This window comes from Psychromicrobium lacuslunae, assembly GCF_000950575.1.
GTDB classification, from domain to species: Bacteria; Actinomycetota; Actinomycetes; order Actinomycetales; family Micrococcaceae; genus Renibacterium; species Renibacterium lacuslunae.
The window spans coordinates 3,057,904-3,080,932 of sequence record NZ_CP011005.1 but is presented as its reverse complement, the minus strand read 5'-3'; the positions used below and the strand labels follow the sequence as shown (position 1 = coordinate 3,080,932).

The 23,029-nt window shown below is 57.2% G+C and carries 37 protein-coding genes and 1 tRNA gene; 8 read left to right on the top strand and 30 right to left on the bottom strand.

What is annotated here, in order from left to right:
• Positions 1-140 precede the first annotated feature (140 nt).
• The 25 genes from UM93_RS14540 to UM93_RS14420 all read right to left on the bottom strand — a co-directional run bounded on the left by UM93_RS14540 (position 141) and on the right by UM93_RS14420 (position 11,451).
• Positions 141-356 (bottom strand): MBT domain-containing protein, encoded by a 216-nt coding sequence (locus UM93_RS14540; RefSeq protein WP_157874161.1) that lies wholly within the window; start codon positions 354-356, stop codon positions 141-143.
• Between the two features lie 41 nt (positions 357-397).
• The gene (locus UM93_RS14535) at positions 398-817 is read right to left on the bottom strand and encodes a hypothetical protein (RefSeq protein WP_045076256.1); all 420 of its coding nucleotides are present in this window, start codon (positions 815-817) and stop codon (positions 398-400) included.
• Positions 814-1,269 (bottom strand): hypothetical protein, encoded by a 456-nt coding sequence (locus UM93_RS14530; protein ID WP_157874160.1) that lies wholly within the window; start codon positions 1,267-1,269, stop codon positions 814-816. Before UM93_RS14530 ends, UM93_RS14535 begins: the two co-directional genes overlap by 4 nt.
• Positions 1,248-1,562 (bottom strand): hypothetical protein, encoded by a 315-nt coding sequence (locus UM93_RS14525; protein ID WP_045076254.1) that lies wholly within the window; start codon positions 1,560-1,562, stop codon positions 1,248-1,250. Before UM93_RS14525 ends, UM93_RS14530 begins: the two co-directional genes overlap by 22 nt.
• The gene (locus UM93_RS14520; RefSeq protein ID WP_045076252.1) at positions 1,555-1,743 is read right to left on the bottom strand and encodes a hypothetical protein; all 189 of its coding nucleotides are present in this window, start codon (positions 1,741-1,743) and stop codon (positions 1,555-1,557) included. The genes UM93_RS14525 and UM93_RS14520 overlap by 8 nt, the downstream gene beginning before the upstream one ends.
• The gene (locus UM93_RS14515) at positions 1,736-2,119 is read right to left on the bottom strand and encodes a hypothetical protein (RefSeq protein ID WP_045076251.1); all 384 of its coding nucleotides are present in this window, start codon (positions 2,117-2,119) and stop codon (positions 1,736-1,738) included. The genes UM93_RS14520 and UM93_RS14515 overlap by 8 nt, the downstream gene beginning before the upstream one ends.
• A complete protein-coding gene (locus tag UM93_RS14510) occupies positions 2,116-2,328 on the bottom strand; it encodes a helix-turn-helix domain-containing protein (RefSeq protein ID WP_045076249.1) in 213 nt (70 codons plus the stop codon). Before UM93_RS14510 ends, UM93_RS14515 begins: the two co-directional genes overlap by 4 nt.
• Positions 2,325-2,624: a hypothetical protein gene (locus UM93_RS14505; RefSeq protein ID WP_045076248.1), complete on the bottom strand. Its 300-nt coding sequence runs from the start codon at positions 2,622-2,624 to the stop codon at positions 2,325-2,327. The genes UM93_RS14510 and UM93_RS14505 overlap by 4 nt, the downstream gene beginning before the upstream one ends.
• Positions 2,621-2,803 carry a hypothetical protein gene (locus UM93_RS14500; RefSeq protein WP_045076246.1) on the bottom strand — a complete coding sequence of 61 codons (183 nt, stop codon included), beginning with the start codon at positions 2,801-2,803 and terminating at the stop codon, positions 2,621-2,623. The genes UM93_RS14505 and UM93_RS14500 overlap by 4 nt, the downstream gene beginning before the upstream one ends.
• A 151-nt stretch (positions 2,804-2,954) precedes the next feature.
• Positions 2,955-3,158 (bottom strand): hypothetical protein, encoded by a 204-nt coding sequence (locus UM93_RS17520; RefSeq protein ID WP_045076245.1) that lies wholly within the window; start codon positions 3,156-3,158, stop codon positions 2,955-2,957.
• A complete protein-coding gene (locus UM93_RS14490; protein WP_045076244.1) occupies positions 3,155-3,574 on the bottom strand; it encodes a hypothetical protein in 420 nt (139 codons plus the stop codon). Before UM93_RS14490 ends, UM93_RS17520 begins: the two co-directional genes overlap by 4 nt.
• Positions 3,571-4,224, bottom strand: a complete 654-nt coding sequence (locus tag UM93_RS18050; RefSeq protein WP_045076243.1) for a DNA-methyltransferase — start codon at positions 4,222-4,224, stop codon at positions 3,571-3,573. The genes UM93_RS14490 and UM93_RS18050 overlap by 4 nt, the downstream gene beginning before the upstream one ends.
• Positions 4,221-4,469, bottom strand: a complete 249-nt coding sequence (locus UM93_RS14480; RefSeq protein ID WP_045076242.1) for a hypothetical protein — start codon at positions 4,467-4,469, stop codon at positions 4,221-4,223. Before UM93_RS14480 ends, UM93_RS18050 begins: the two co-directional genes overlap by 4 nt.
• Positions 4,470-4,551: 82 nt before the next feature.
• A complete protein-coding gene (locus tag UM93_RS14475) occupies positions 4,552-4,905 on the bottom strand; it encodes a hypothetical protein (protein WP_045076241.1) in 354 nt (117 codons plus the stop codon).
• Positions 4,906-5,088: 183 nt separating this feature from the next.
• A complete protein-coding gene (locus UM93_RS14470) occupies positions 5,089-5,511 on the bottom strand; it encodes a single-stranded DNA-binding protein (RefSeq protein WP_045076240.1) in 423 nt (140 codons plus the stop codon).
• Positions 5,511-6,806: a replicative DNA helicase gene (locus tag UM93_RS14465; RefSeq protein ID WP_045076239.1), complete on the bottom strand. Its 1,296-nt coding sequence runs from the start codon at positions 6,804-6,806 to the stop codon at positions 5,511-5,513. Before UM93_RS14465 ends, UM93_RS14470 begins: the two co-directional genes overlap by 1 nt.
• Positions 6,799-6,960 carry a hypothetical protein gene (locus UM93_RS17745; protein WP_157874159.1) on the bottom strand — a complete coding sequence of 54 codons (162 nt, stop codon included), beginning with the start codon at positions 6,958-6,960 and terminating at the stop codon, positions 6,799-6,801. Before UM93_RS17745 ends, UM93_RS14465 begins: the two co-directional genes overlap by 8 nt.
• 1,304 nt (positions 6,961-8,264) lie before the next feature.
• Positions 8,265-8,756 carry a hypothetical protein gene (locus tag UM93_RS14450; RefSeq protein WP_045076237.1) on the bottom strand — a complete coding sequence of 164 codons (492 nt, stop codon included), beginning with the start codon at positions 8,754-8,756 and terminating at the stop codon, positions 8,265-8,267.
• Positions 8,753-9,505: a hypothetical protein gene (locus UM93_RS17270; RefSeq protein WP_052663817.1), complete on the bottom strand. Its 753-nt coding sequence runs from the start codon at positions 9,503-9,505 to the stop codon at positions 8,753-8,755. Before UM93_RS17270 ends, UM93_RS14450 begins: the two co-directional genes overlap by 4 nt.
• Complete coding sequence (locus tag UM93_RS18045; protein ID WP_267884324.1) at positions 9,492-9,626, bottom strand: hypothetical protein; 135 nt, start codon at positions 9,624-9,626, stop codon at positions 9,492-9,494. Before UM93_RS18045 ends, UM93_RS17270 begins: the two co-directional genes overlap by 14 nt.
• A 106-nt stretch (positions 9,627-9,732) precedes the next feature.
• On the bottom strand, positions 9,733-9,990 hold the full coding sequence (locus UM93_RS14440) for a hypothetical protein (protein WP_045076236.1): 258 nt from the start codon (positions 9,988-9,990) through the stop codon (positions 9,733-9,735).
• The gene (locus tag UM93_RS18040; protein ID WP_267884323.1) at positions 9,990-10,124 is read right to left on the bottom strand and encodes a hypothetical protein; all 135 of its coding nucleotides are present in this window, start codon (positions 10,122-10,124) and stop codon (positions 9,990-9,992) included. Before UM93_RS18040 ends, UM93_RS14440 begins: the two co-directional genes overlap by 1 nt.
• Before the next feature lie 584 nt (positions 10,125-10,708).
• Positions 10,709-10,954 carry a hypothetical protein gene (locus UM93_RS14430; protein WP_045076234.1) on the bottom strand — a complete coding sequence of 82 codons (246 nt, stop codon included), beginning with the start codon at positions 10,952-10,954 and terminating at the stop codon, positions 10,709-10,711.
• Positions 10,955-11,017: 63 nt separating this feature from the next.
• Entirely contained in the window at positions 11,018-11,170 is a 153-nt protein-coding gene (locus tag UM93_RS18135) for a helix-turn-helix domain-containing protein (protein WP_422784959.1), read from the bottom strand.
• Positions 11,171-11,211: 41 nt separating this feature from the next.
• Positions 11,212-11,451 (bottom strand): helix-turn-helix domain-containing protein, encoded by a 240-nt coding sequence (locus UM93_RS14420; protein WP_157874158.1) that lies wholly within the window; start codon positions 11,449-11,451, stop codon positions 11,212-11,214.
• 100 nt (positions 11,452-11,551) lie between these two features.
• Between UM93_RS14420 and UM93_RS14415 the strand changes: the two genes are divergently transcribed.
• The 4 genes from UM93_RS14415 (at position 11,552) to UM93_RS14400 (ending at position 14,711) form a co-directional block, all read left to right on the top strand.
• Positions 11,552-11,992, top strand: a complete 441-nt coding sequence (locus UM93_RS14415; RefSeq protein ID WP_045076231.1) for a helix-turn-helix transcriptional regulator — start codon at positions 11,552-11,554, stop codon at positions 11,990-11,992.
• On the top strand, positions 11,989-12,804 hold the full coding sequence (locus tag UM93_RS14410) for a hypothetical protein (protein ID WP_045076230.1): 816 nt from the start codon (positions 11,989-11,991) through the stop codon (positions 12,802-12,804). Before UM93_RS14415 ends, UM93_RS14410 begins: the two co-directional genes overlap by 4 nt.
• A 63-nt stretch (positions 12,805-12,867) precedes the next feature.
• A complete protein-coding gene (locus UM93_RS17970; RefSeq protein ID WP_052663816.1) occupies positions 12,868-13,419 on the top strand; it encodes an SHOCT domain-containing protein in 552 nt (183 codons plus the stop codon).
• Positions 13,419-14,711: a tyrosine-type recombinase/integrase gene (locus UM93_RS14400; protein ID WP_052663815.1), complete on the top strand. Its 1,293-nt coding sequence runs from the start codon at positions 13,419-13,421 to the stop codon at positions 14,709-14,711. Before UM93_RS17970 ends, UM93_RS14400 begins: the two co-directional genes overlap by 1 nt.
• 89 nt (positions 14,712-14,800) lie before the next feature.
• On the opposite strand, the gene UM93_RS14395 is transcribed toward UM93_RS14400, so the two are convergent.
• Positions 14,801-14,876, bottom strand: a tRNA-Lys gene (locus UM93_RS14395).
• Between the two features lie 195 nt (positions 14,877-15,071).
• On the opposite strand from UM93_RS14395, the gene UM93_RS14390 reads away from it, so the two are divergent.
• The 4 genes from UM93_RS14390 to UM93_RS14375 all read left to right on the top strand — a co-directional run bounded on the left by UM93_RS14390 (position 15,072) and on the right by UM93_RS14375 (position 18,616).
• Positions 15,072-15,719: a hypothetical protein gene (locus UM93_RS14390; RefSeq protein WP_045076229.1), complete on the top strand. Its 648-nt coding sequence runs from the start codon at positions 15,072-15,074 to the stop codon at positions 15,717-15,719.
• Between the two features lie 40 nt (positions 15,720-15,759).
• The gene (locus tag UM93_RS14385) at positions 15,760-16,701 is read left to right on the top strand and encodes a hypothetical protein (protein WP_045076228.1); all 942 of its coding nucleotides are present in this window, start codon (positions 15,760-15,762) and stop codon (positions 16,699-16,701) included.
• A gap of 284 nt (positions 16,702-16,985) precedes the next feature.
• Entirely contained in the window at positions 16,986-17,603 is a 618-nt protein-coding gene (locus tag UM93_RS14380) for a DUF47 domain-containing protein (RefSeq protein WP_045076227.1), read from the top strand.
• Positions 17,604-17,605: 2 nt separating this feature from the next.
• Positions 17,606-18,616, top strand: a complete 1,011-nt coding sequence (locus UM93_RS14375) for an inorganic phosphate transporter (protein ID WP_045076226.1) — start codon at positions 17,606-17,608, stop codon at positions 18,614-18,616.
• A 192-nt stretch (positions 18,617-18,808) separates the two neighbouring features.
• Here the strand turns inward: UM93_RS14375 and pstB are convergent, their stop codons facing one another.
• From pstB to pstS, 4 genes are all read right to left on the bottom strand, one after another.
• On the bottom strand, positions 18,809-19,588 hold the full coding sequence (gene pstB, locus UM93_RS14370; RefSeq protein WP_045076225.1) for a phosphate ABC transporter ATP-binding protein PstB: 780 nt from the start codon (positions 19,586-19,588) through the stop codon (positions 18,809-18,811).
• 26 nt (positions 19,589-19,614) lie between these two features.
• Positions 19,615-20,718: a phosphate ABC transporter permease PstA gene (pstA, locus tag UM93_RS14365; protein ID WP_045076224.1), complete on the bottom strand. Its 1,104-nt coding sequence runs from the start codon at positions 20,716-20,718 to the stop codon at positions 19,615-19,617.
• Positions 20,719-21,651: a phosphate ABC transporter permease subunit PstC gene (pstC, locus tag UM93_RS14360; protein ID WP_045076223.1), complete on the bottom strand. Its 933-nt coding sequence runs from the start codon at positions 21,649-21,651 to the stop codon at positions 20,719-20,721.
• An 85-nt stretch (positions 21,652-21,736) separates the two neighbouring features.
• A complete protein-coding gene (gene pstS / locus UM93_RS14355; protein ID WP_045076222.1) occupies positions 21,737-22,852 on the bottom strand; it encodes a phosphate ABC transporter substrate-binding protein PstS in 1,116 nt (371 codons plus the stop codon).
• Positions 22,853-23,029 lie beyond the last annotated feature (177 nt).

Below are 23,029 nucleotides of genomic sequence, written 5' to 3'. Positions count from 1 at the left end.
CTAGTTCGGCTTCCTCTTCCTTTAGCACTAGCCCGATGCTTTCTCGAAGTGCCTGCATCGCTTCGTGAAGGTTCTCGTGTTTGGTCATTAGTTGCCTGCTTGGTCGTAGTTGGATGTGGTGACAAACTCTAGGGGCCTACTCATAACGCCACTCCATCCACGCTGAGGTAGCCGCTAATTTCCGTCCATGCGGCCTTGTCGCTTATTGGTGTGCCTTCTGGTGCGACCATCAGCACCCCTGTCTTTGATAAGGGCTTGTCATCGGGGCCGCCGATAAATTTTGCATCCCAGTTGATGCTGCGTAACCACTGCTCCAGCCGCCTCTTCGCTAACCGTCCGGCTGCGCGGTGTTTCATGCGTGGGAAGTCCGCGGGCGTGCGTGCAAGTTGGCCCCGGCTCATGAGGCATTATCCTCTCTGAATTCCTTGAGCCAGCCCTGAAACTCAGTGGGTTCTTCCCTGCGAAGCAAAGTCTCGTAGCCGGGCCACGAAAGGACGCGCAAAGGGAATCGGCGTTCTTCGAACTCGGTCAGCAGCACAGTGTGCGTGGTGTCTTCTTCGCCGTCTTCGTTCTCGGAGTACTTGGGCCTCCAAGCGTAGGTGACATCGTCCCACTCGTCGTCAGCGATGATCCAAGGCTGCCCCCAAGAATCAAGAACGACCATAGCCTTGTGTCCGCTGTAGCAGTCCCAGTCGTAGTAGTCCTGCATTGCTTGAGCTAGTGCAGTCTTGTCCTGGATGGTTACGATGCGGTAGCGCTGGTCATAGTGACACTTGGTGCAGTTCCCACACTGGCAATCAAAGTTGATCCCGCTCATGCTGCACCGTCTTGGTTGATTCGCCGCGCAGTGAGAGCCACATCACGCCATTTCTGCTTACTTCTCTCGCCAAGTAAGCGATAGGGAGCAACCCCCGATCCGCGCTCACCACCAGCCCAGGTCTCATAAAATCGTTGCGCTTCGGCCTCTAATGCGTTGCGGTCGGCTTCGGCTTCCATGTCCGCCAACCGTGCCGCCTCAGCCTTGACCGCGAATAGGTGCTTCCTCAGTTCCATGACGGCGTCACCGATAAAGACTTCTGACCCCGCGCCGAACCCAGCGGCTTCAAGCATGTTCAAAACCAGTTCAGGGACTTGATTGTCCGGAACATTGACACTGTAGCCTGAGGTGGTTATGACGATCTTCGGGGCGCGGGAAATGCCCCCAATCTCCAGAGTTTCGCCATCACTGTCGGTAAAGATGTAAGTCATCATTTGCTCGCTTTCTGCCATGCCCCGACTTGGCGGGTGATCAGCTCTTCGCCTGTGACCTCAGCAATATGGCGCGCTCCCGCCTCGTCCTCATAGACCCGGACAGTTCCTTGTTCGTCACGCGTGGCCCACTCGGTCGTGGTTTCCGGCTCCGGGAACGCGTTCAGGACTCTCTTTAGTTCTTGAATAACGCCCAAAGCGCCTTCGTCAAGACCCTCGTTGTAGTCGTCAGTGCGCTGCCCGGCATGGTCGTCTGCATCCCGCTCAACCGAAAGGATCAGCCGAAGTAGTGCTTGGCGTAGGTTGTCACTCATCGTTTTCATCCATCTGGTCGAACTCCTGAACTGCACGCATCAGAAGTTGGGGTTGAGCTGCGGCAAGAAGTGCCTTGAAGCCTTCAGTCCTGTTAGCGAAGCCTGAGACGTGGATCGTTATTTCGCTGCCGCTGTCCATTGTGAGTTTCAGTTCGAAAAAGTCTTGAGTCGTCTCACTCATCGTTGTCTCCTAGGTGTTTGGTGATGGCCTGCACGGTCGGGCACGGCCAGTTATCGTCGCAGCCTTTACACCAATGGGGTTTTTCATCGTCGCCGAAATAATCGCGGCTGTCATTGAATTCCCACACCCCTCCATCCCTGTGTACCTTTAGCACGTCTAAGACGGCTTGTGTGAGTGGTTGGAGGTTGTTCCGCGCCTCAATGATGAACTTGTCATCTTTTGGATCCTTTACCCATGGGTCGCCTGCGATGCTGGACGAAAGAAGCGGCTCACCGTCCGCGTCGACAAGGCAATCAAACCCGTTCACCGTCCAGGGTCCGGGTGTTGCTGCGGCCTCAACCGTAAGCAGGTCGCGTAGGCGCTCAGTAGCGGTCATAATGCTTCGTGTCCTTTTGGGGTGAGTGTGTAGTCGGGCCGGGCGTAGCGGGTGAAGCGGCTGATGAAGCCTTGAGTCTCTAACCATTCGAGAGCGGCCCAGTTCTCGGCAGTGAAAGCCAGCGCAGGGGTCATGCTGCTCGGCTCGTATAGGCGATTCTCAGCCACGGCTCGCAGTACGTGGACTTGGGTCGGGGTCAGGTCGCTCACAGTATTTCCTCCTTGGCACGGTCAGCCAACGTTCTGATTTGTCGGACCACCTTCCGCATAGCCTTGACCACGGCCGGAATTCTTATGAGGTGCTTTTGCTCAGCGTCGATGAGCTGCCAGTCTTCTTCAAGCCATCTGGCGGCTTCGTTGAGCGTTTCGGCCCTTATGCGTGCGTCACGGGCAGCAAGCCAGGGTGAAGCAATGATGTTGTCTGCAACAAATGCGCAGATCGTGGGGAAGAATTGGCTCCCAGATGATCGGTAGATGAGGGCGGCTAATTGTTCTTGTTCGCTCATGACCGCTCCTTCGTCTCGCTGCGGCGCTTCTTGCGCTCTTCCTCGATCAGTTCCCAGTTCTTCGCCCGGTCAAACGCGATGCGTGATTTACGCTCAAGAACCGACCTGACAACCAAGTTGGCCTGAGTGGTCGCTAGGTCAGCTATCTCGCTGTCACCCATTTCTTTCAAGCTGATCATCGGGGCTCCTGTTCGGTTGGTTGGGTGGCTTTGTGCTTCGGCTTGTGTTCACTGTCCCAGTGATGATCTTCAAGCTCCCGTGCATCGTCCTCAGAATCGACGGCCCGCGACTCCCACTCGCAGGCCCAACAAGTGCCAATGTGGAGCGTGATCATTTCGACTCCAGTTCGGTTGGTTCGGGGTATTCGACTCCCCAAGTTGGGTGGCAACGCGAAGTACGCTTTTCGCCGTCTAGCCGGACTCCGATGTACTGCTCAGGGAAAGAGACGATGACACCGGGCCGCCCCTCAACGGTCACTCTCACGCCGCGTTTAGCTGGCACACCGTAGTAGCGGCGAACATATGCCGCGCTCATTGCTCTGTCTCCTTGGTGGTGACGGTCGCAGGCAACCAGTCAGTGATGTGCTCCGGGTCGTGCCACGGGTAACCATCAACGTATTGGCTGGATATCCAGGGGCAGGCCTCGCCACTGGTGAGCATCATCCGCCACCCGTCCTCGTTCCTGACCCCGCGCACCTCATACGCAATAATCACGCTGCCAGGCTCGGTAGGCAGTTGCGGGGCCGGACGATCAATAAGGGTCAGCTCATCGTCTGGGCTGTAGTTTCTGATCACGCCCCTAGTCGTCGCAAGGCGAATCCACTTGCCATTCTTGTATGGTTCAACTTTGGCGACCGGGAACGTGAAGACCGCCGCCATGTCGGCTATATCGCGGTTTTCTCGCACGGTGTCGCCGGGCCGCACATCACGCGCAAGAATCGGGCGGCTCATGCTGACTCCCCGAAATCAAGCACACCCTGAGACAATCGCCGTGCCGCTATCTCGCAATACTTTTCCTCCAACTCGACCCCAATAGCTTTGCGACCTAGAGCCTTTGCCGCTATCAAAGTTGAGCCTGACCCAGTGAAAGGGTCTGCAATAATACCGGGGGGACATAGTGTGATTAATCGTTGGAGTACGTCTTGCGGCTTGGCGTGCGGATGGACTCCCTGGGCATACGACCTGTGGCTTCCCGCGCCAGTGGGGATAATTGAAGAATTTACCGCAGGGCGTTGAGGCCAGTTGCCGATCCTGAAAATCGGTTCCCAATCTTTGCGCCAGATTGTGGAGCCTTGGAGGCCGCTATCAGCTGGTTTCTTCCAGACCAGGACTCTTCGTGTTTCGTTGGGGAATGGCTTTCTGATATCGCCAAAAACTAATCCGGGCTTGGTCCCCCAGAGCTTCAGGGCGGCGTCTCGTGTGCTGATGTCTTCATCATTTTGGATGCCAGGATGAGGTCTGCCGTTGGAATATCCTGACTGCTGCCACCCTATCCCGTAAGGAGGATCGGCGACGAGGACATCGGCTGTGGTCCAATCGGTCTCTTCTAAACAGTCGCCGTGAAACAGAGTCACTTGATCATCCTGGTAATAAAGGCTCATTTCGTGGCCTCCGCTGCGATCTCGTGCTGGATCAAATCGGCGGGTACTTCGATGGTGGCGGTAGGTTCGAGTGGTTCGAACGCTGCGGCGGGGATGCGGAATCGGACCTTCACGATAATGGCACCAGGTTCAAGCCTGTCCGGCCTTTCTTGGGTGACCTTGATAACCCGAAGAGTCCTATAGTAGCCAGCTGAGCGATTGGCTAGCTGGACGAAACCAGTTGCTTCAAGATGTTGGGCGCTCATTTCGCGGCCTCCTTTAAGTAGGAAAGCCGCCCTGGGGCGGCTCGTTTTCGTTGTTTTTCTCATGAACGCGGCAAATGCGAAGTCAGAGTAGATCTTCGATCACCAGCTCAACCCTTGGCGTACCGGCAACGCCTCCTCGAACGTCTACCAACAGGTGTTTGTCGTCGTCATCAGGTAGTAGCCCATAGTCGATCAAGCCATCAATGATGGGTTTGATCGTCGGCGCGAAGTTGAGGGCGTCGGACCGGTTGGACCTTGCCCGGTGAATGGTGGCGGTGATCCGTGCTTTTTGCAGGTGTGGTAGCTTGGCCTTGATAGCGTAAACCTTGGCCGCTTCCCGCCAAGTTCGGCCTATCCTCCAGCGCGCCATATGGTGTCGCCGGTCATTGGAGTTCAACCACTCATCAGCCTTCGGAATGGTGAGCGTTACGAGCATGGTTCGATCTCCAATGCTGCGCGGTGGTCATCCTGGACTACTTCGAGAGCAGTCCTGAGAGCTGACTCCCAATCGTTGAAAGTCTCGTAGACGGGGTGAGGGTTGCCCACCCATGCGATATGCCACGTACTTCGACCTGGGGTCTTCGAGCGGTAGACAGACATCCTCGAATCGGGTTGCGGATCAGAAAGGCGGCTCATCATTGTTTGGCTCACCCCAGCTCGCATTCTGACTAGCAGTCGGGGTGGACCACGGGTTATCCCCATCCCCTGCTTTGGGTTTGTCGGTGATGATTTTCATCGCCGGGTCAGTGACCGCCAGGACGGACATGTTCTCCCCGTTTTGGCCCTGCCAAGTCTCGGTTTTCGATGGTCCCGAGATCTCAACGTGTGTCCCCTTTTTCAATCCGGCATTGCCCCACAGCTCAGCGAGAGCGCCGAAGAAGGTCACTTTCCACCAGGTGGTGCCGGTCTGATCCCATCCACCACTCTGGTTCCGTTTTGAATGGTTTTCGGGAACCTTCAAGGTCAGTATTGCTAGGCCGTTCTGACTGAATCTGAGATCCGTATCAGCGGACAGCCAGCCGTGAAAATTCACTTGAGCCATTAGTTGCTCCTTCCATAGGCTGGTTGCCAGCCTCGTTGTGTAATGCGGGAGTAGGCTCCCTCAAAAGTCAGTTCCACTGCGCCGGTAATGCCGTGACGGTTTTTAGCTACCGCGATATTCATCAATGATGGGTCGCCGTCCAGGTCGCGGTGCAAAAGCAAAACCACGTCGGCGTCCTGCTCCAACGCCCCGGTCTCGCGAAGATCGGCAATGGACGGGCGTTTGTCTGTTCGGGACTCTGACTGGCGGTTGAGCTGCGACAAAGCCAGAACGGGAACATCCAACTCTTTGGACAGAATCTTCAAACCCCTGGAGATCTCAGCTACCTGCTCTTGACGCGACCGACGATCCCCGGTGGGTGCCGAAATCAGTTGCACGTAGTCCACGACCACCCCGGCCAGTGGTCCTTTCCGTGCAACAGTCCGGGCAGCTGATCTGATGGAGGTGATGGTTTGGAAGGACCGGTCGTCAATAAAAAGTGACCGGTCAAGGTCTTTACGTGCCTTTGCTACCCGATCCCAAGCCTCATCAGTTAGTGAGCGCCGGTCAATGTCTTTCACGGACACTTTCGCGATCTGGGCTATCGCCCTGGACTGGAGTTCGTTACGGGTCATTTCCAGTGATGCGAAAAGCACGTTCCCGTGACGGGTCAGGTCCAAAGCCGACTGCAACCCGACCACCGTTTTGCCAACGCCGGGCCTGGCCCCGATCACCACCACCGCACCCGGACGCCACCCGCCGAGCAGGTAGGAAAGGTCATCCCACGCCGTTGGCGTGAATCTCACCGGTTCCGAAAGATCATTCAGCGTCTCGTCAATGGTTTCACCCATCGACCGCAAACTCCCCTCATCAGTGCGCACAGCCGAATCCACCAGGGATCGGGCCTCCTGCAACGCTGATTGGGAGTCAGCGCCACTCATCACCACCTGATGAGCCTTAGCCAAGGCCGCACTCAAGCGCCTCAACCCGGCCTTATTCGCCACAATCCCCGCATAGTACGACCCACTCGCCGCCGTCGGAACTGCTTGCACCAGTTCGTGAAGGTAGACTGCGTCGCCGCACTTGTGAAGTGTCCCCTGCGCGGACAGTTCAGCCGCAACCGTCACCGGATCAACTGGCTCCGAACGATTGAACAACCCCAGGCAGGCGGTAAAGATCATTTCATGTGCTGGACGGTAGAAATCCGCTGCGGACACGACCTCGACCACATCAACCAGTGCCGACCGGGAAAGCATCACACTGCCCAGCACCGACCGTTCAGCATCAAGGTCCGCTAAAGGCTGCGCCTCAACCATCCCGAACCACCGGACGCCAATACGCTGACGATGATTGCTGGACGGTGTCGTACTCGTCCATCCAGCTACCGGCGTTCAGCCAAGTCGCGGGTTGTTTCCAGAATTGACGGTCCCTGCCCTCAATGGCGACCAAGTACTTTTCGAGACCATCCATGATCTCGCCAAGGCTCGCTTTCTTCCGGGCTGCTTTGAACGCTCTCCTTGCAGCCTCCTTACCTTCCTTCTTCGGATACTTCGAATAGAACTGGGTGAATTCTTTCTCGTTCGATGCGTGAGCATCGGACAAGTGTTTGTTAACTGTTCCCCTGTTCCTCTGTTCCTCTGTTCCAGCACTGAGGATGCTTTGAGGACTCACTGAAGACTCAGTGAGTGGTTCGTGAGTTTCAGCATCGTCGCAGGTCGGAAGGGGGTACCGGCCCGGAGTTGGCCGATTTATCTTCTGATGAAGCTCCCAATTCGTGACATGCAAAAATCGCTTTCCAGAGACCGAATATCTGTGGATAAGTCCGGCAGAAAAAAGCCTGTCTAACCCTTCTTGAACGCTCACTGAGGACTCACTGAGTGGATCTTCCAACGCGAAAAGGTCAGCCTGAATGATCCGTGAGTCATCACGCCCAACCCCGTTATCATCCACATAGGACCACAAGCCGATGAACAGCAGACGGTCCGCGAGAGCCAGCGAGGCGATGTCCTCCGACCGCCAAAACTCTGGTTTGATCGTTCTGATCCTCACCTCTCACCCCACACGCCTCTGACCCTGCCGCCGAGTCCGTACCAGACGAAGTAATGGCGTCCAGTGTGGCCTTCACGGCGGTTGCACGCGTACTTGTTACCGCGAGACAGGCAGCATGTTTCTGGGCGCTTAGCGGGCACTGTGATCATTTCTTCCGCCACTTTCCAAAGCTCCCTAAATCCATTTCGTTCGGGTCACGCTCACCGCGCGCAAAATCAATGGCATACGCCTCGGCCTGAGTCAGCGCCGAGTTGATAACAGAGCGCGGAGCAAAGACTGGATGGCACCGACAGTCCTTATTTCCACAGCCGGTGAAGTTGTTGAAACACTTTGCGCAATGACCTCTTCCGCTCATGCTGCATCGCCTCCTATCCGGCTCATATTGATTCGGGTGCCCCGACTGGTGAGAGTCCATCTGACGCCCTCCCAGTCCTCTAAAGGTTCCTGGTCGGGTGCTTGCCCTACGCCGAGCCGGAAACCGCGTGCGGCTGCCTCCAGCGGGTGCGATTCGATAAACCCGTGACATTGTGTTGTGCCGGTTCCGTGGACGAGTACAAGGTTCGCCGGGCCGTTGACCCAGTCGGTTTTGGTCCCGCCCATGCCTCGGGCACGGCGGTGTTGGAGTGAGTACCAGCCCGAGTTCACATCGACCCATCCACCGCACCACTGGCAGCGAGAATCGTCCCGCAAAACGACGAGAGCCCGAACCCTTGGTTTTGGTCCGGTCACTTCTCCAACTCCAAAATCTGGGCCCAAGTCAGCGAACCGCTCTGAATGAGCAAGGGCAGGGTTTCGTCAATGTCTTTATCTGGGAGGGCCTTCACGTAGGAGGTTCCCAACCTTTTCTTCAGACCGGGGATCTCGTCCCCGCTGTCAGGATCAAAAGCGCCACCGTTAGCTTTCGCTCGCGCCTTCACATCAGCCACAGCTTGTTCGCTGACGTAGGTGACGGTTTTGAGCCATTCGGGCCGGTTGGCTTTCACCCATGCTTCGAAAGCTGCGAAGTCGGTGATGTCCCAGGACTCGGACTCTGCGGTTCTTGTCACTGAGCCGAGTTTGATCCGACCGACACCGTCAACGTCGATGGCTGCAACTCTCCGCTCGGTGGGTAGCATGGCGTCAGAGAAAGCGGCCTTGTGTCGCGTTTCCTCTTCCGTGACACGCTTACGCAAGGCGGCTAGGAGGACGTACTTGGATTCTTGCGAGAGTTCGCTCATGGGATAACGGTCCCTTCAATGGGTTTTTCGGTTGGTTTTGCGGCGTCCTCGATGAGTTTCAGGAGGTCAGTTTCGGTGCCAGCAGCTTTCGCTTCACGCCATGCGGTTTTGAGCCCGTCAAGGTTGCCTTTTTCCCACTTGATGCGGTTCTCCACCGTGGCCCGAGTCCACGGCTTCACGGCCGGGGCTGCCTGTTCGGCGGGTTCCTGATTTTCGTCTGGCTCTTCACCGCGCTTCTTCAGCAACGCCGCCTCGGATTTCGACCACAGGTAGGTGCCTACGCCGTGCCGCATGGCAGCGTTGCGCAGGAAGTCGCCAATCATTTCTTTGATCGCGTTCGGTCCGCTATTGCGTCCAGGGTCGCCGTAGCCGATCCTGGTCACCCCCAGGACAGTGAGCTTGCCCCACATGCCACCGTCGGACATCAGCGGGGTCCCCCCGGCAGTGAGGGCCATCGGCTCCCACACCCAGAACGGGTCAACCTCATTCAGGCGGTCGGTGATCCCCGCATGCCCCACATAATCAAGGTGGATGGAGCGTGCATGATAGCCGCCGCAAAAGTAGCCATCCGCACTAGCCACGGTTCCTTCCCGGCACTGGGCACGGTTCTGGTCATCCCGCTTCATCTGCCGGGGCAACTTCTCGATCTCGGACTGATCAAAGGGTTTGGACAGCAGAGCCCGCCGCTGCTCGAACTCTTTATCGGTCATGACCCGCCCGTCCGGCAGGTGCACTTCATTCGCTGGCATGGCAAGCCTTTCGATGATCCTCAGCGGCCTCGTCGGCGACATCGCTGAGCCCGCTGAGTAGGTCGGTTTCGTCGTCCCGCATCTCCAGGAGCAGGGACAGCATTTGGTCGTGGGAGGTCATGGCGCAATCACCGCGCTCAGATAGGAGGCGAAAGCTAATGGCCCAAAGAAAACGACGCACACCAGAACGGTGTGCGTCACTAGTCGGGCTAAGAATTGGCGGGCCTTCATTTCGCCTCACCGATCAGCGCGGCTAAGACTTCGACTCCGCCGCGTTGCCTACCCTTCTCAAGCATGAGGAAAAGGCGCGGATAAGCTTGCCGGAGAACGTCTTGGTTCTCATGATCCGCGTGCCCGTAAGCCTCGATCAGACGCTCAAAGAAGCTGCCCGGCCTCCAGCCGCGCGAATCCCCCAAAGCCCACAACGCCCACCGGACGCCGTCCTGCTCGCTCACCCAGTTATTGGAATCAACAAAAACGGACATCAGACCGACCGGCCTTTCAGCAGCCGTAAAGCCTTGCCCATGGCGCGTCGAGCTTCACGGTCCCGACCCGTTGCGATCAACACCTCAGCCCGGCCAATCAGCCGCCGAACAAGCAGATACTGTCGTACACTCATATCAGTACTCTTTTCTCTTTTTGGGTACACAAAAGGCGGTCACCCGGCATGGTGACCGCCTGTACTATTTCGTTAGATCAAAACTTCTTCAGGTCTCAACGGAGGATTATGTCTAAGGACACCTGCATGACCCTGGCCCAGATCCTCCCCGTGCTCCTACTTGCGCTAGCCTTCGAGCCCGGATCAATTTTTCGGAGACCGCCCGGCCACAAATACGCTTGGCTGGAACTGCCAATGAGGCTGTTTCTCGCTTTGGTGTTGTTCTGCCTGGTTTTCGGCGAAATTTGCATGGTTCTAGCTGTTCAGCTCGGCGGAACAAACGAGCCTATATTCCTTGTTTCATCGTTTGGGGGGTTAGTCAGCGCTCTACTCATCATCGGGTTCTCGATCTTCAACCGACTTTCGACACCGAGCCTTCAACGGCTCAACTATGTACGCAAGAAACACGGCCTTCCACCAAGGCCAGAGACCGCCGATCAAAACGAAACCAATCATGATGGGGAGCATCAACCAAGGATTGGCAAGCACGCTCGCAACCCAGACTAAGCCAGGATCACTATCCGAAGCTCCACACTGCCCTGCACTCAACGACATGCCTGCACCGCGTTCAAGGACGCCTCAATGTTCCTGAAAGCTTGCTGGGGTGTTGGGTCGGCGTGAGCGAAGATGCGCTCCAGATCAAGGTCCATCATCCTCGCCTGCCGTTTGCAAAGCTTGATAGCCAGGCGACGGGCCTTACTACGACCCAGCACTAGGAAATGCTCCGCAGCATACTCAAGCAACCTGCGCTCATAACCGGTCGCGGTTGCTGGCAAACTATTTTCGGGCATGACAAAAAACCTCTATTTCAACGTCCGTGGGCGAACCTCGGAACGGGGGGATGTGGGGTGGGGTTAGGTAGTTCGGCTTTCAATGAACGCTTGAAGATCATCAGCACGGATGCGCTTCTTCACCCTTGCGGAGCTTCCAACGTCGGCGACCCTTAGTTGGCCACTGTTGATTAGGTCGTAAACGTAGTCTCGGGATACGGCGAGCAACGTAGCCACTTCGGTGACTGGATACAGACGCACTGCGCCAGTCTCGCCACTCACGAAATGGCCCTAGCTGCGACAGAGCTTGAAGCGGCATCCAAGTCCTTTTTCCATTGACTAACAATCTTCAAGCTGGCATTGCTCAGATAAGCTTCACTAGCCTGAACTTTGCAGTTCTCAACTCGCGAAAGGTAGGAAGCGCTGGTGTTGGCGAGCTTCGCCACCTCTTCGAGAGTGAGGCCAGCCTGTTGCCGCAACTCCCTGAGTACCCAGCCGGATTCTTGTGTCGATCTCATGGAAAAAATAATGCGCTTTTTTGACAGCTTAGTCAAGTAGCTTGGGATCTTTTTGTCTCGTTCTAGTAAGCACTTGACAAATAGTTGTAGACTGATGTGCATGAACTCGCTAAGCTCTGACCAAGAGAAAAGATTGGGAAGTATCGATTGGGGTCGCACTTCTCTGAAAGATCGTTTGTCTTATGGAAGCTTGATCCGTGACCTACGAATCGGCAAGAACATCACGCAGGAAGGCCTCGCAGAGATCGCAGGCGTTTCGCGTCAAACTGTAAGCAACATCGAGTCGGGTAAGACAGCGGCTCAGCCTGCTGTCATGGAGAGCATCCTGCGCGGCCTAGGGGTGGGGCGTGCGAGTGATGTGTCACCAACGGCTAACCGTTATCTCGCGATCCTCGGACCGATGATCGACGCATTGGACGATGACGTGCTGGATGAAGCAATGGCAAAGGTTGTGAAGGTTTTAGTCGAGGCGATCTCGGACCCGAAGGGCGACAAGGCAGCTAAGTCCTCCGTTGATCGCATTGGAAGGCTACTCGGATGATTGCAGTAGTAACAACTCAGTGGATCGTTCTAGTGTTATACGTTCTTTCTATCTTGATGAGGCTGCCAGAGTTTGTTAGACCCCGCGCCAGTCAAGGTGAGGTTCCAAAGCGAAACTTAGCTTTGTTTTTCTTTTTCGTCCTCATAGCTGTAGCGATGGCCCTGTCTATCCCGATGTTTTATACCCCCATAGACCAATTCCTTGGAGGGCAGAATGTCGCCAATCTAATTCTCAGGTTTTGCCTTTACGGAGCCTTCCTCCTTCTCGGCAAGCGAGTAGCCGAAGCATACGAGTCCGATGTGGCAATCAAAGCTGTTGTCGGCCCGGTCGGCTGGATAATCTTCGCAGCGATGTCAGGGCTGCTCGTGGTGTTTTTCGTCCAAAGCTACACTCCATACAGTTTCGCAAGCTTAGGAGCATTTGAAGCGCAAAGTAGCGTCAAGCTGTACTCAATGCTGGGGTTCCTTTACCCAGCTTACGTCGCTGTGTGCATTATTGGCGTGATGTTCAGGAATACGATGCAGCGCACCATTCCCATAAGGTACCGGAGCGCATCGGTCATCATGTTAATTGGGTTGTTTGGCGTGTTCCTCTTGCCCGCCATCCAGTCGCTAACCTTCAGCATGAAGGAGCTAATTCCACTTCAAGGAATCCTTTCATACTCAAGCCTTGGGCTCATTGCAACCTCCTTCATAGTGCTGTGGTTCTCAGCGCGGTTACATCATCACGATCAAGAAGAGGAAGAGACTTACGAAAACGTGATCCACCTGCGGCGAGTCCAGGGTTCATTTCCTGACGACTCCCCAGCATAGGCCTTGGTTATGCTGGGACAATTAGCCTTGAGATTCCCAAACACTTGAACTAGGAGCGTAAAGATGGCAGATCAATTACTGCACAAATTCACATCACATATTGCGGGAAAGAATGCCCAAGTCAGCATTTTTGATGATCGTGTGGAGTGGGCTCGACCGCGTGGGATCTCTGGCGGAAAAATCACGGCTGGCATCCTGACAGGCGGCGTCTCAATGCTCGCCACCGGCGTGAAGGGCGGCAAAGCTGGCACAGAGATGATCCCGGTCAAGAGCATTACCAGCGTGGCCACGAAACGCGACGGAATGCTGAACACCATCGTGTCCATCATCACCTCCGGGAACAGTATCGACTTCAGGGTGTCCCATAACGAAGCGAGCATTGTGGCGACAATTGTTCGGCAACTTATTCTCGGACAGCACCCTTCCCAGTCCTTCGAAAACTCAATACAGAACGACGCACCTCAACAACCGCAATTCGCGACTCAGCCACCCACTGCGCCATCCAGCCCTGATGTTATGGCTCAACTGACCCAGCTCGGCCAACTCAAAGAGCAGGGAATCCTCACCCAGGCGGAATTTGATGCCAAAAAGGCCGAATTGCTCGGGCGGCTCTAATGGCCCGCCGCCGGTCGAAAGGTGAAGGAGTCGCAGCGTACCAGACTAGCGATGGCCGATGGCGCGCAGAAGTAAACCTGGGTACTACTGGCAGTGGCGCCCGGAAGCGGAAAACAATCTACGGGGCCAGCCGGGCCGAAGTGGACGCCGCTCTGCGAGCCGTACTCAACCAGCGGGATCAGGGCATTATGCAGCTCGGCAAGACCCCGACTCTGATCGGTTGGATGGACTACTATCTTGAGAACCTTTGCCAAGCTAGCACTCGAACCGTCGAAGAGTACAAGTCAAAGATCAACCTTTACCTGCGGCCAACGACAGCAGGAGGCAAGAAACTCAGCGACCTTGCATACACCGACTTCGAAGGCATCTATTCGGGGATGATCCGCAAAGGTCTCTCATCCACAACCGCTGCACATCTGCATCGCGCTCTCTCACCCGCGCTCAAAGAGGCAGTTCGGAAGGGCGTGTTGGCGGTAAATCCGCTATCGACGGTCAAAACGCCAAAGGTCAGTGAATTTGAGGCTGAGGTGATTGATACCGATGATGCTAGACGGCTGATCCAGGCTGCTGAACAGCAGGTGGATGGCGTGAAGTGGATGGTCGCGCTTGCCCTCGGACTGCGGCAGAGCGAGCGCCTAGCCCTCGGTCTGGATCAGGTCAATCTTGAGACAGCCACTTTACGTGTGAATCGTTCGCTGACACGTCCACGATGGCAACACGGTTGCAGCAGCGACCCCCGCACTCCTGTTTGCGGTAAGCAAGCCCATTGGTGCCCATCGAAACACAGTGGTGGGGTGCGTGTGAAAGTTCCAAAGTCTGAGGCTGGTAAGCGCACCATCTCCTTGCCGCAACCCATCGTGAAAGCGTTCCGCAAGCACATCAAGGCGCAGCAGAAACGCCACTTAGAGTTAGGCGGCTATTCTCAATTTGAATACGAGGGAGGCGCGCCTTACGATTTGGTTTTTTGCAAAGACAATGGGCGACCGCTAGAGGCATCCGCCGACAACAAGGCTTGGAAGGCGTTCCTACGCTCCGCAAACGTGCCAGAGGCTCGACTGCACGATGCGCGGCACACAGCCGCTACTACGCTTCTCCTGATGGGCGTTGATGGTCGCGTAGTGATGGACATTCTTGGCTGGTCTCAGATCAGCATGTTGAACCGCTATCAGCACATCATCAGCGAGATGAAACAGCGCGCCTCGGATGCAATGACCGAAGCGCTGTGGCAAAAGCCGGTCGAAACCGCGGAGGTCATCGACTTCACGGCGAGACGGCTAGCCAAGAAAGGCTAAATTTCGCCATAGGCCACCAAAAAGGCCACCAAAAACAAAAAGAACCGCAGGCTGGAAACTCTTCATGAGTCTCTGACCTGCGGTTTTGTTGGTGGGCCCTGAGGGGCTCGAACCCTCGACCCACGGATTAAAAGTCCGATGCTCTACCATCTGAGCTAAAGGCCCCGACCAGTCCGTAGCAGCCTGCCGGGAGGTCCCAGCCAGCTAGTACAAATGGACTTTAATACCTTACCGCACACCATGCCGGGATCGGCAATCGAGCTAACCCAGATAACCCAGCCAACCCAGCTCAGATAACACTGCGGGAGCAAAGCGGTGCGCATCCTCGACCACGTCGGCGCACAGGAGTATCGTCAAACCATGAGCGAAGATGCAGGAAACCGCAGTCCCAGGCCGCACCGACCGGTGCCATTGGCGCCCGCAGACTTCGAGCCATTCGCCGGTGGCGCCGACCCGGCCAGGGTGTCCGAGGCCGCGCATCTCGCCGCGCATGCCCTGGTTCATCACGGTCGCGCCAATGACGATCCAGAGGTCACCGCACGCTTAGTCAGCCTCGCCGATCAGCAAGGCCTTGAGGTCATCGCCGAGCTTTGGGCGGAGAGCCCGGCCCGTTCATTACCCGGCGCACTGTGGCGACTCTACGCACTCCGGGCGGCTACTCAGCGCGATCCGGAACGGGTTGCCGTCTACTTCAAGGCAGGCAAGGACACTGCCCAGGTTTCTCACGTAGTGGCCGGGGTCGCTGAACCGCCCGGCGCAGACGAACTCAAAACTATGACCGACGCCATCCTTTCGGGTGCCTTCGATGGAGATTTCGACGTCGCACTGGAACGCTCGGCAGCGTTTTGCCGAGTCGTGGCGCTCGGCCAGACCGAAGTCGCTGATCAGCGTGAGGCCAGCAACGAGGAGCATGCCAGCAAGCTCACTCTGAGCGCGCAGCGACTGGTAAAAACTGCCGAAGACCTAGAGCATGCCGCCTCGGCCTGGCGACGTGGAGAACTTGACTAAAAACCTGTTCAACCATTCGATGGAACAGTAGGCTGAGTGCATGATTCCGCAGCCCATGGCCGCCCCCGCACCAACTCCCTCAAGGACCATGCCGCGCCTGATCGGAGCACTCCTCGGCCTGGTGCTGACGCCACTCGGTTTGTGGCTCCTTGCCACTGGCGGTCTACAACTCAATCGGGCACTGCAACGATTTCAGCTCGAGGGCAGCAACTTCTGGTTGCCATTACTACTAATACTGCTCAGCGCGGTCATCCTGGCAACGGTCTGCGGATCCGCTAAGCTCAGCTCGCTCGCCCCGGGGGTAGCGGCAATCTGGGCCCTTCCACTGCTGATCACCATGTTGGCTCCGAGCAGCTACCTTGATTTCCGCAAGTTCCTCAACTCATTACAGATAAAAACTTTAGGCTTCGATCCGATGCTGAGCGGAATCGCTGGCTGCTTGGCTTTCATCTTTATTCTGCTCGCGATAGCCGCCGCCATCCTGCGACGGCGACAGTTCGGCAACGGTCTTGGCGCTCTCAGCGCACTGCTCAGCGCTGTGCTCACCGTAGCTGGCTTGCTGCTCTGCGCTGTCGGCTCCGAGCAATTACGAACCGAAATCCTGGAGCGATACAACCTGGACGGCGTTTCGATTATTAGCCTGCTGCCGGTGTTATCTGGTCTAGTGTTACTGGCGCTAGCCTTTGCCTGCGCGGCTCGCAGCGCCGCCGGTCTGATGATCGGCGGAGTGGTCACCTTTTTGTTCGGGCTCTGGTATCTGCTGTCGTATAGCAGGGGAAGCCTTCTGCCAATTCCGCGGTTCGGCATTGCAATAGACTCCGCGCTGATCAACCGAGCCGGTACCGGCATCATCTTCGCCAGCTCACTCATGCTGATCGGTAGCGGAATCGCGCTGTGGAGTATCCGGAATACCTCGCAACAAAGGGCGATGCTGAACGTTCAGCAGTCGTTTCCGCAACAGCCATTCTCAACGACGCGGTAACCAGGTTGTGACCAGGACTGTCCGGCTTCGTTGACATCGGCGGGCGAAGGCGGGAGACTAAAGGTGGTGTCGAACCGCGGAACCCCCGGGCTCCATCTTTTAGCCGCTTCGAGCGGCCTAACGCCGAGAGGCGCTCCCGGTTCGGCACCATTTTCATGCCGCCAACCGTTTTGCCGGTCACCTTGCTTAGCACGCCGCAGTTGGTAACTTTGAGGCGCTAGTATGTCTTTCAGCGCGGGAACGCCCCATCCCGGCATCGCAGTTGTAGACCGCAAGGACCCCCGTTGAAGTTTCGCCTCTTCCCCCAAGAACGCGCTGGCTTGAGCATTCTCGCTCAAATGGCCCAGCAGCTGGTCCTTGGCGTACACACGCTCTCCGAAATCTTCGGAGCACCACTCCGGGAATACCCGGCACTGACCGCACAGATCCGTGAGCGCGAGGCTGAATCCACCGAGCTACACTATGCCCTGCTCACTCATATGCGCACCAGTTTTATTAGCCCGCTGCCACGCGAGGACATTTACGCGCTATCCAGGATCTTGCATGAGGCTATGGAAACTCTCGATGGCGCCGCCGAATTATTGGCGGTCTACAAGATCGAACGGATCCCGCTTCGCGCCTCCGATCAGCTTGAGGTGATCGCACGGCAAGCCGAGTTGACGGTGAACGCGATGAATTCCCTCGACGACCTCGACGGCCTGGAAGATTACTGGCTGGAGATTCTCAGGCTCGCGAAACGCGCCGAACGCACCCATTTGGTGTTCTCTGCGGAGCTACTTCAGGAACACAAACCTAGTACTTATGTCAGGCACCGTGACTTTGCCAATCACTTGGTTGAGGTGACCAGAGGTTTCAGATTGCTGGCCACCAGAGTTGGCAGCATCATCGTCAAGGAATCCTGAGCATGGCGCTCGCCCTTTTTGTCGTGGTTTGTGTTCTGACCGCTGGTTTTACCGTCTTTAACGGCCTGCGGGATGCCCCTTCCACGGTCGCGGTGGCGGTACGGACCCGAGCCCTAACTCCGACCATCGCGGTAATCCTGGCCGCGTTTTTCAATCTCGTCGGCGCCCTCTTCAGTGGCGCTTTCGCGGCCACTCTTGGGGATCAGCTTTTTGTGCTCAGCCCCGGTACCGCAGGACTCGCGGTATTAATCGCAGCACTAGTTGCAGCGCTGCTCTGGGGGCTTTATCAGTGGTGGCTAGGCTTTCCGTCTTCCTCGACGCATGCCTTGATCGGCGGTATTGCCGGCGCTTCGGTGGCTGCCATGATCAAGGGCGAACAACCACCTAGCGGCTTGGTCGAAGCGGTGATCTGGTTGGTCGTGTTGCCATTGCTGATCTCCCCCGTGGTGGCCTTCTTGCTGTCCTATCTAGTGGTTTTCCCACTCGCCTGGTTGTCACGTTACGCCCAGCCAAACAACATCAACCGTCGGTTTCGCCGCGTCCAGGGCATTGCGGCTAGCGCCGTCGCCTTCGGGCATGGACTACAGGACGGTTCCCGGGTTGCCGCACTAATGCTCTTCGCAATTTCTGCACTGGGCATCGGCTTGCCCGACGAGTCCATCTGGTGGGTGGTGGCGGCCGCCGGAGTATTACTCACAGCTGGCACCCTGATCGGGGGCTGGCGGATTGCCTATACGCTGGCAAACCGGCTGGTTCGAGTGGATCCGCTGCGTGGCCTGGTGGCTCAGTCGGTGAGCGCCGTGATGTTATTCGTCGGAGGCTTCGGCTTGCACCTGCCACTGGCGACAACTCAACTCACCACCGCGGCTATTGTCGGGGCGGGAGCTAATCAACGTTTTGCCACCAGCAATGCCCGGCTGAGCGGAAAAATTGCCTTATCCTGGCTGCTCACTCCGGCATGCTGCGCAGTGGCGGGTGGCATTTTCTACCTAGCCCTCACTCCACTGTTCTAGGCGCAGCTCAGCCCAGCTAGCACCGGCCACCGTGGTGAACGGCCGAGTTCGCGGAAAAGTCTCGGATTCGCCAGTAATTACCAGCGAATCCGAGACTAAACCGCGAAGTCGACACTGTGGGAGGGCCCTAAGAGCGGGGCGCGAGGGCCCCACCGTGGCGACGAAGTCGACACCGTGGGAGCGCCCTGCTCGTTATCCGAAGCGGCCGGATACGTAGTCTTCGGTCGCCTTGACCGAGGGGTTGTTGAAGATCGTGGTGGTCTCCGCGTACTCGATCAACTTGCCTGGCTTACCGGTGCCAGCGATATTGAAGAATGCGGTCTTCTCCGAAACACGTGCAGCCTGCTGCATATTGTGCGTCACGATCACCACGGTGAAGTCAGACTTCAACTCGTTGATCAAATCCTCAACCGCCAGCGTGGAGATCGGATCGAGCGCCGAGCAAGGCTCATCCATCAGAATCACCTCGGGCTGTACGGCAATCGCACGCGCAATGCAGAGCCGCTGCTGCTGGCCGCCGGAGAGGCCTGAACCGGGCTTGTCCAGCCGATCCTTGACCTCGTTCCACAGGTTAGCGCCGCGTAGTGACTTCTCCACCAGGGCCGAGGCGTCGGATTTGGAGATTCGCTTATTATTCAGCTTCACCCCGGCCAACACATTGTCCCGGATCGACATGGTCGGGAACGGGTTAGGCCGTTGGAAGACCATGCCAACCTTGGTGCGCACGGTAACCGGGTCGACACCCGCACCGTAGAGGTCCTCGCCGTCCAGCAGCACCTCACCTTTCACACTGGCACCGGGAGTCACCTCGTGCATCCGGTTCAAGGTACGCAGGAAGGTCGTCTTGCCACAGCCGGAAGGGCCGATGAAGGCGGTTACCGAGCGAGGCTCAATATTGATGTTCACACCTTCGACGGCGAGGAAGTTGCCGTAGTAGACATTGAGGTCGTTGACGTCAATTCGCTTAGACATGATGGGGCTTTCTCTTAGTCGACAGCTCAGCGGCCGGTCTTGGGGGCAAAAATTCGGGCAATCAACCTGGCGATCAGGTTCAACAACATCACGATGATGATCAGCACCAGTGCAGCAGCCCAGGCTCGCTGATCGCTGGGGCCAATCGTGTTCGGTGAGGTCGGGTTGAGGATCTGGGTGTAAATGAAGGTGGGCAGTGAAGCCATCCAGCCCGCGAAAGCGTTAAAGTTGATCGAGGTGGCGAAACCTGCGGTAACCAGAATGGGTGCGGTCTCACCAATCACCCGGGCAATCGCCAAGGCAACGCCAGAAGCAATGCCGGAGATCGCCGTCGGGATGACCACCTTAGTGATAGTGCGCCACTTACGCACCCCGAGCGCGTAGCTAGCCTCGCGCAGCTCATTGGGCACGATCTTGAGCATTTCCTCCGAGGAACGCACCACCACCGGGATCATCAGCACTGAAAGCGCGACGGCAGCCACGAAACCGGTTTTGGTACCGGGGCCAAAAATCACGCCGAAGAGCGCCACCGAGAACAGGCCAGCGACAATTGAGGGGATACCGGTCATCACGTCCACGAAGAAGGTGATGGCTCGGGCCAGCGGTCCGCCCTTTGAGTACTCAACGAGATAAATAGCGGTCAGCAGACCAATCGGCACCGAAATAATTGTCGCCCACAGCGTGATCAGCAAGGTGCCGATAATTGCGTGATAAGCACCACCGAGCACCGGGCCGCCGGTCGCGGTGGCATTGTCCTCGACGCCCGTCACACCGTTCATCGAGGTGTTGAGGAAGCCGGGATCCAGCAAGCCGGGCACACCTTTTTGCAGCACAATCCAGACCACCGAAATAAGCGGTAGCACGGCAATAATGAAGGCACCATAAACCAAGAAGGTAATGAATTTATTGTTAGCCTTACGGCCGCCCTCTACCACTCGGGTCACAATCGTTGCCGCGATCACGAAGAAGATCGCGGTGAAGATGACAAAGCCGACCGGATTGAAACCAATCAGCGCGGAGAGCGCGGCACCGAGCACAGCAGCTCCGACGAGCACTAGCCAGAGCGCATAGGGAGGCAGTTGCCCTCGGGTCAGCGAGGACTTAGTTCTGGTCAAAGTAGCGTTGGCCATTTAGTTCGCCCCCGAGAATTCTTTGTGGCGGCTGACGATCCAGCGCGCAATCATGTTGACCACCAGGGTGATCACGAAGAGCACCAGGCCAGCAGCGATCAGCTCATTGAGCCTGGTGCCGAAAGCCTCCGGGAAGTTAAGTGCGATTTCCGCGGCAATGGTCTGGTTACCGGTCTTAATCAGGCTGGCGATCAGCGGGCCAGCGGAGAGCACTAGAGCCACCGCCATAGTCTCGCCAAGAGCACGGCCCAGGCCGAGCATAATTGCGCTAATAATGCCGGGGCGGCCGAAGGGAAGCACCGCAACTCGGATCATTTCCCAACGAGTCGCACCCAGCGCGAGTGCAGCTTCCTCGTGCAATTTAGGTGTCTGCAGGAAGATTTCACGACACAACGAGGTGATGATCGGAATCACCATCACCGCGAGCACGATGCCAACCGTCAACAAAGTGCGACCGGTGTTCGAGGCCGGTCCGGCGAAGATCGGAATCCAACCGAGATACTTTGCCAGCCATTCATACACCGCGGTCAGTTGCGGCGCTAAGAAGGCGACGCCCCAGGCGCCGTAGACCACCGAAGGAATTGCTGCCAGCAGGTCGATCAAATAGCCGAGCCCCTGGGCCAACCGCCGCGGTGCGAAGTGGGAAATAAAGAGCGCGACACCGATCGAAATCGGGGTAGCGATCACCAAAGCGATCACCGCGCCGATCAGGGTGCCAACAACGAGCGGCAGCACATAGTTGAAGAAACCTGCGCCACCGGTGAGGTCGGCCGGTTCGGCCAGAAAGGTCGGAAACGCTTGAACGAGGAGGAAGAGTGCGACCAGAAAGAGGACGGCGAGAATAAGACAACCAGCCACTAGAGCGGCGGTGGAGAAAATCTTGTCCCCAGCGCGATCGGCACTGGAACTTTTTGTCAGAGCAGGTGAACTCACCTAAGGCCCTTCCGGCTTGTTGGTGGAACTGCCAAACCGGTTGTGCCACACCTCAAGTGCGGCACAACCGGTTAGTCAGAAGCGGTTAGGAACCGACCTTGATGGAATCAATAGCCTTCTTGGCCTTCTCGGTCAAGGAGGCGGACAGCGGAGCATTCTTAGCGGCCGCTACAGCGTCCTTCTGACCCTGCTCGCTCACTACGTAGTTACCGAAAGCCTTGACCAAGTCAACGACCTTCTGGTCCTTGTAGGTCGAGCAGAATACCTGGTAGCTGACCAGTACGACGGGGTAAACGCCACTCGCGGTGGTGGTGCGATCCAGCTTGATAGCGACGTCATTCGGGCCGCGACCATCGGCGACCTTGGAGAGCTCAACAGCCTTAGAAGCGCCCTCAGCCGAGATCTTCACGAACTCGCTGCCGACCTTGATGCTGGCAGCGCCCAAGGCGCCCACTGCGGACTCATCGGCGTAGGTGATAGCACCGTCGGTCTGAGTAACCTGCTTGACCACGCCGGAAGTACCCTTAGCGTTCTCGCCACCGAGCGCGGACGGCCAGTCACCACTAGCCTTGTCCTTCCAGACCTCGGGAGCGGCCTGCGCCAGGTAATCGGTGAAGTTCTGGGTGGTGCCGGAGTTGTCCGAGCGGTGCACCGCGGTGATCGTGGTGGAGGGCAGCGTGACGCCGGAGTTCAGCGCGGCGATCGCCGGATCATTCCAGGTCTTGATCTCGCCACGGAAAATCTTGGCGGTGGTGGCCGCGTCCAGCTTCAGCTCCGGAACGTCCTTGAGGTTGTAAGCAACAGCGATCGGGGAGATGTAGACCGGAACGTCAATGGCGCCGTCGGGGCCGCAAACCTTCTTGGACTCGGTGAGTTCGTCGTCCTTCAGGTAAGCGTCCGAGCCAGCGAACTGAGCCGCACCGCTGATCAGCGCCTTACGGCCAGCGCCCGAGCCGTCGGGTGAGTACTGAACCTGGGCGCCCTGGTTTGCAGCGGCGAACTTGGTCTTCCAAGCGTCCATCGCGGAGGTCTGCGAGGAGGCCCCAATGCCGGTCAGGGTACCGGTGACCGAAGCGCCAGCGGGGCTGCTTCCGGTGTTGTTAGAGGAACCTGGGGTGGCGTTGTCCGTGCCACAAGCGGTCAAGGCGATGGCGCCTACCGCGATAACTGCCGCGACGCGGCCGTAGCGAAGTACCTTCACTGTATTGTGCCCCTTCCAGGGATCTAGCTGAACTGGCGAGCTCCCCCAAAGACAGGGCTGCACCTCAACTGTGTCTATATTTGTGTCTGCATTGCGTAGCTGTACAAGATTGAACTTAGGGGCCAGAGGTAAAGAGATTGATCGGAGTAGGTGAACAAAGGGTTAACAGATATTGGC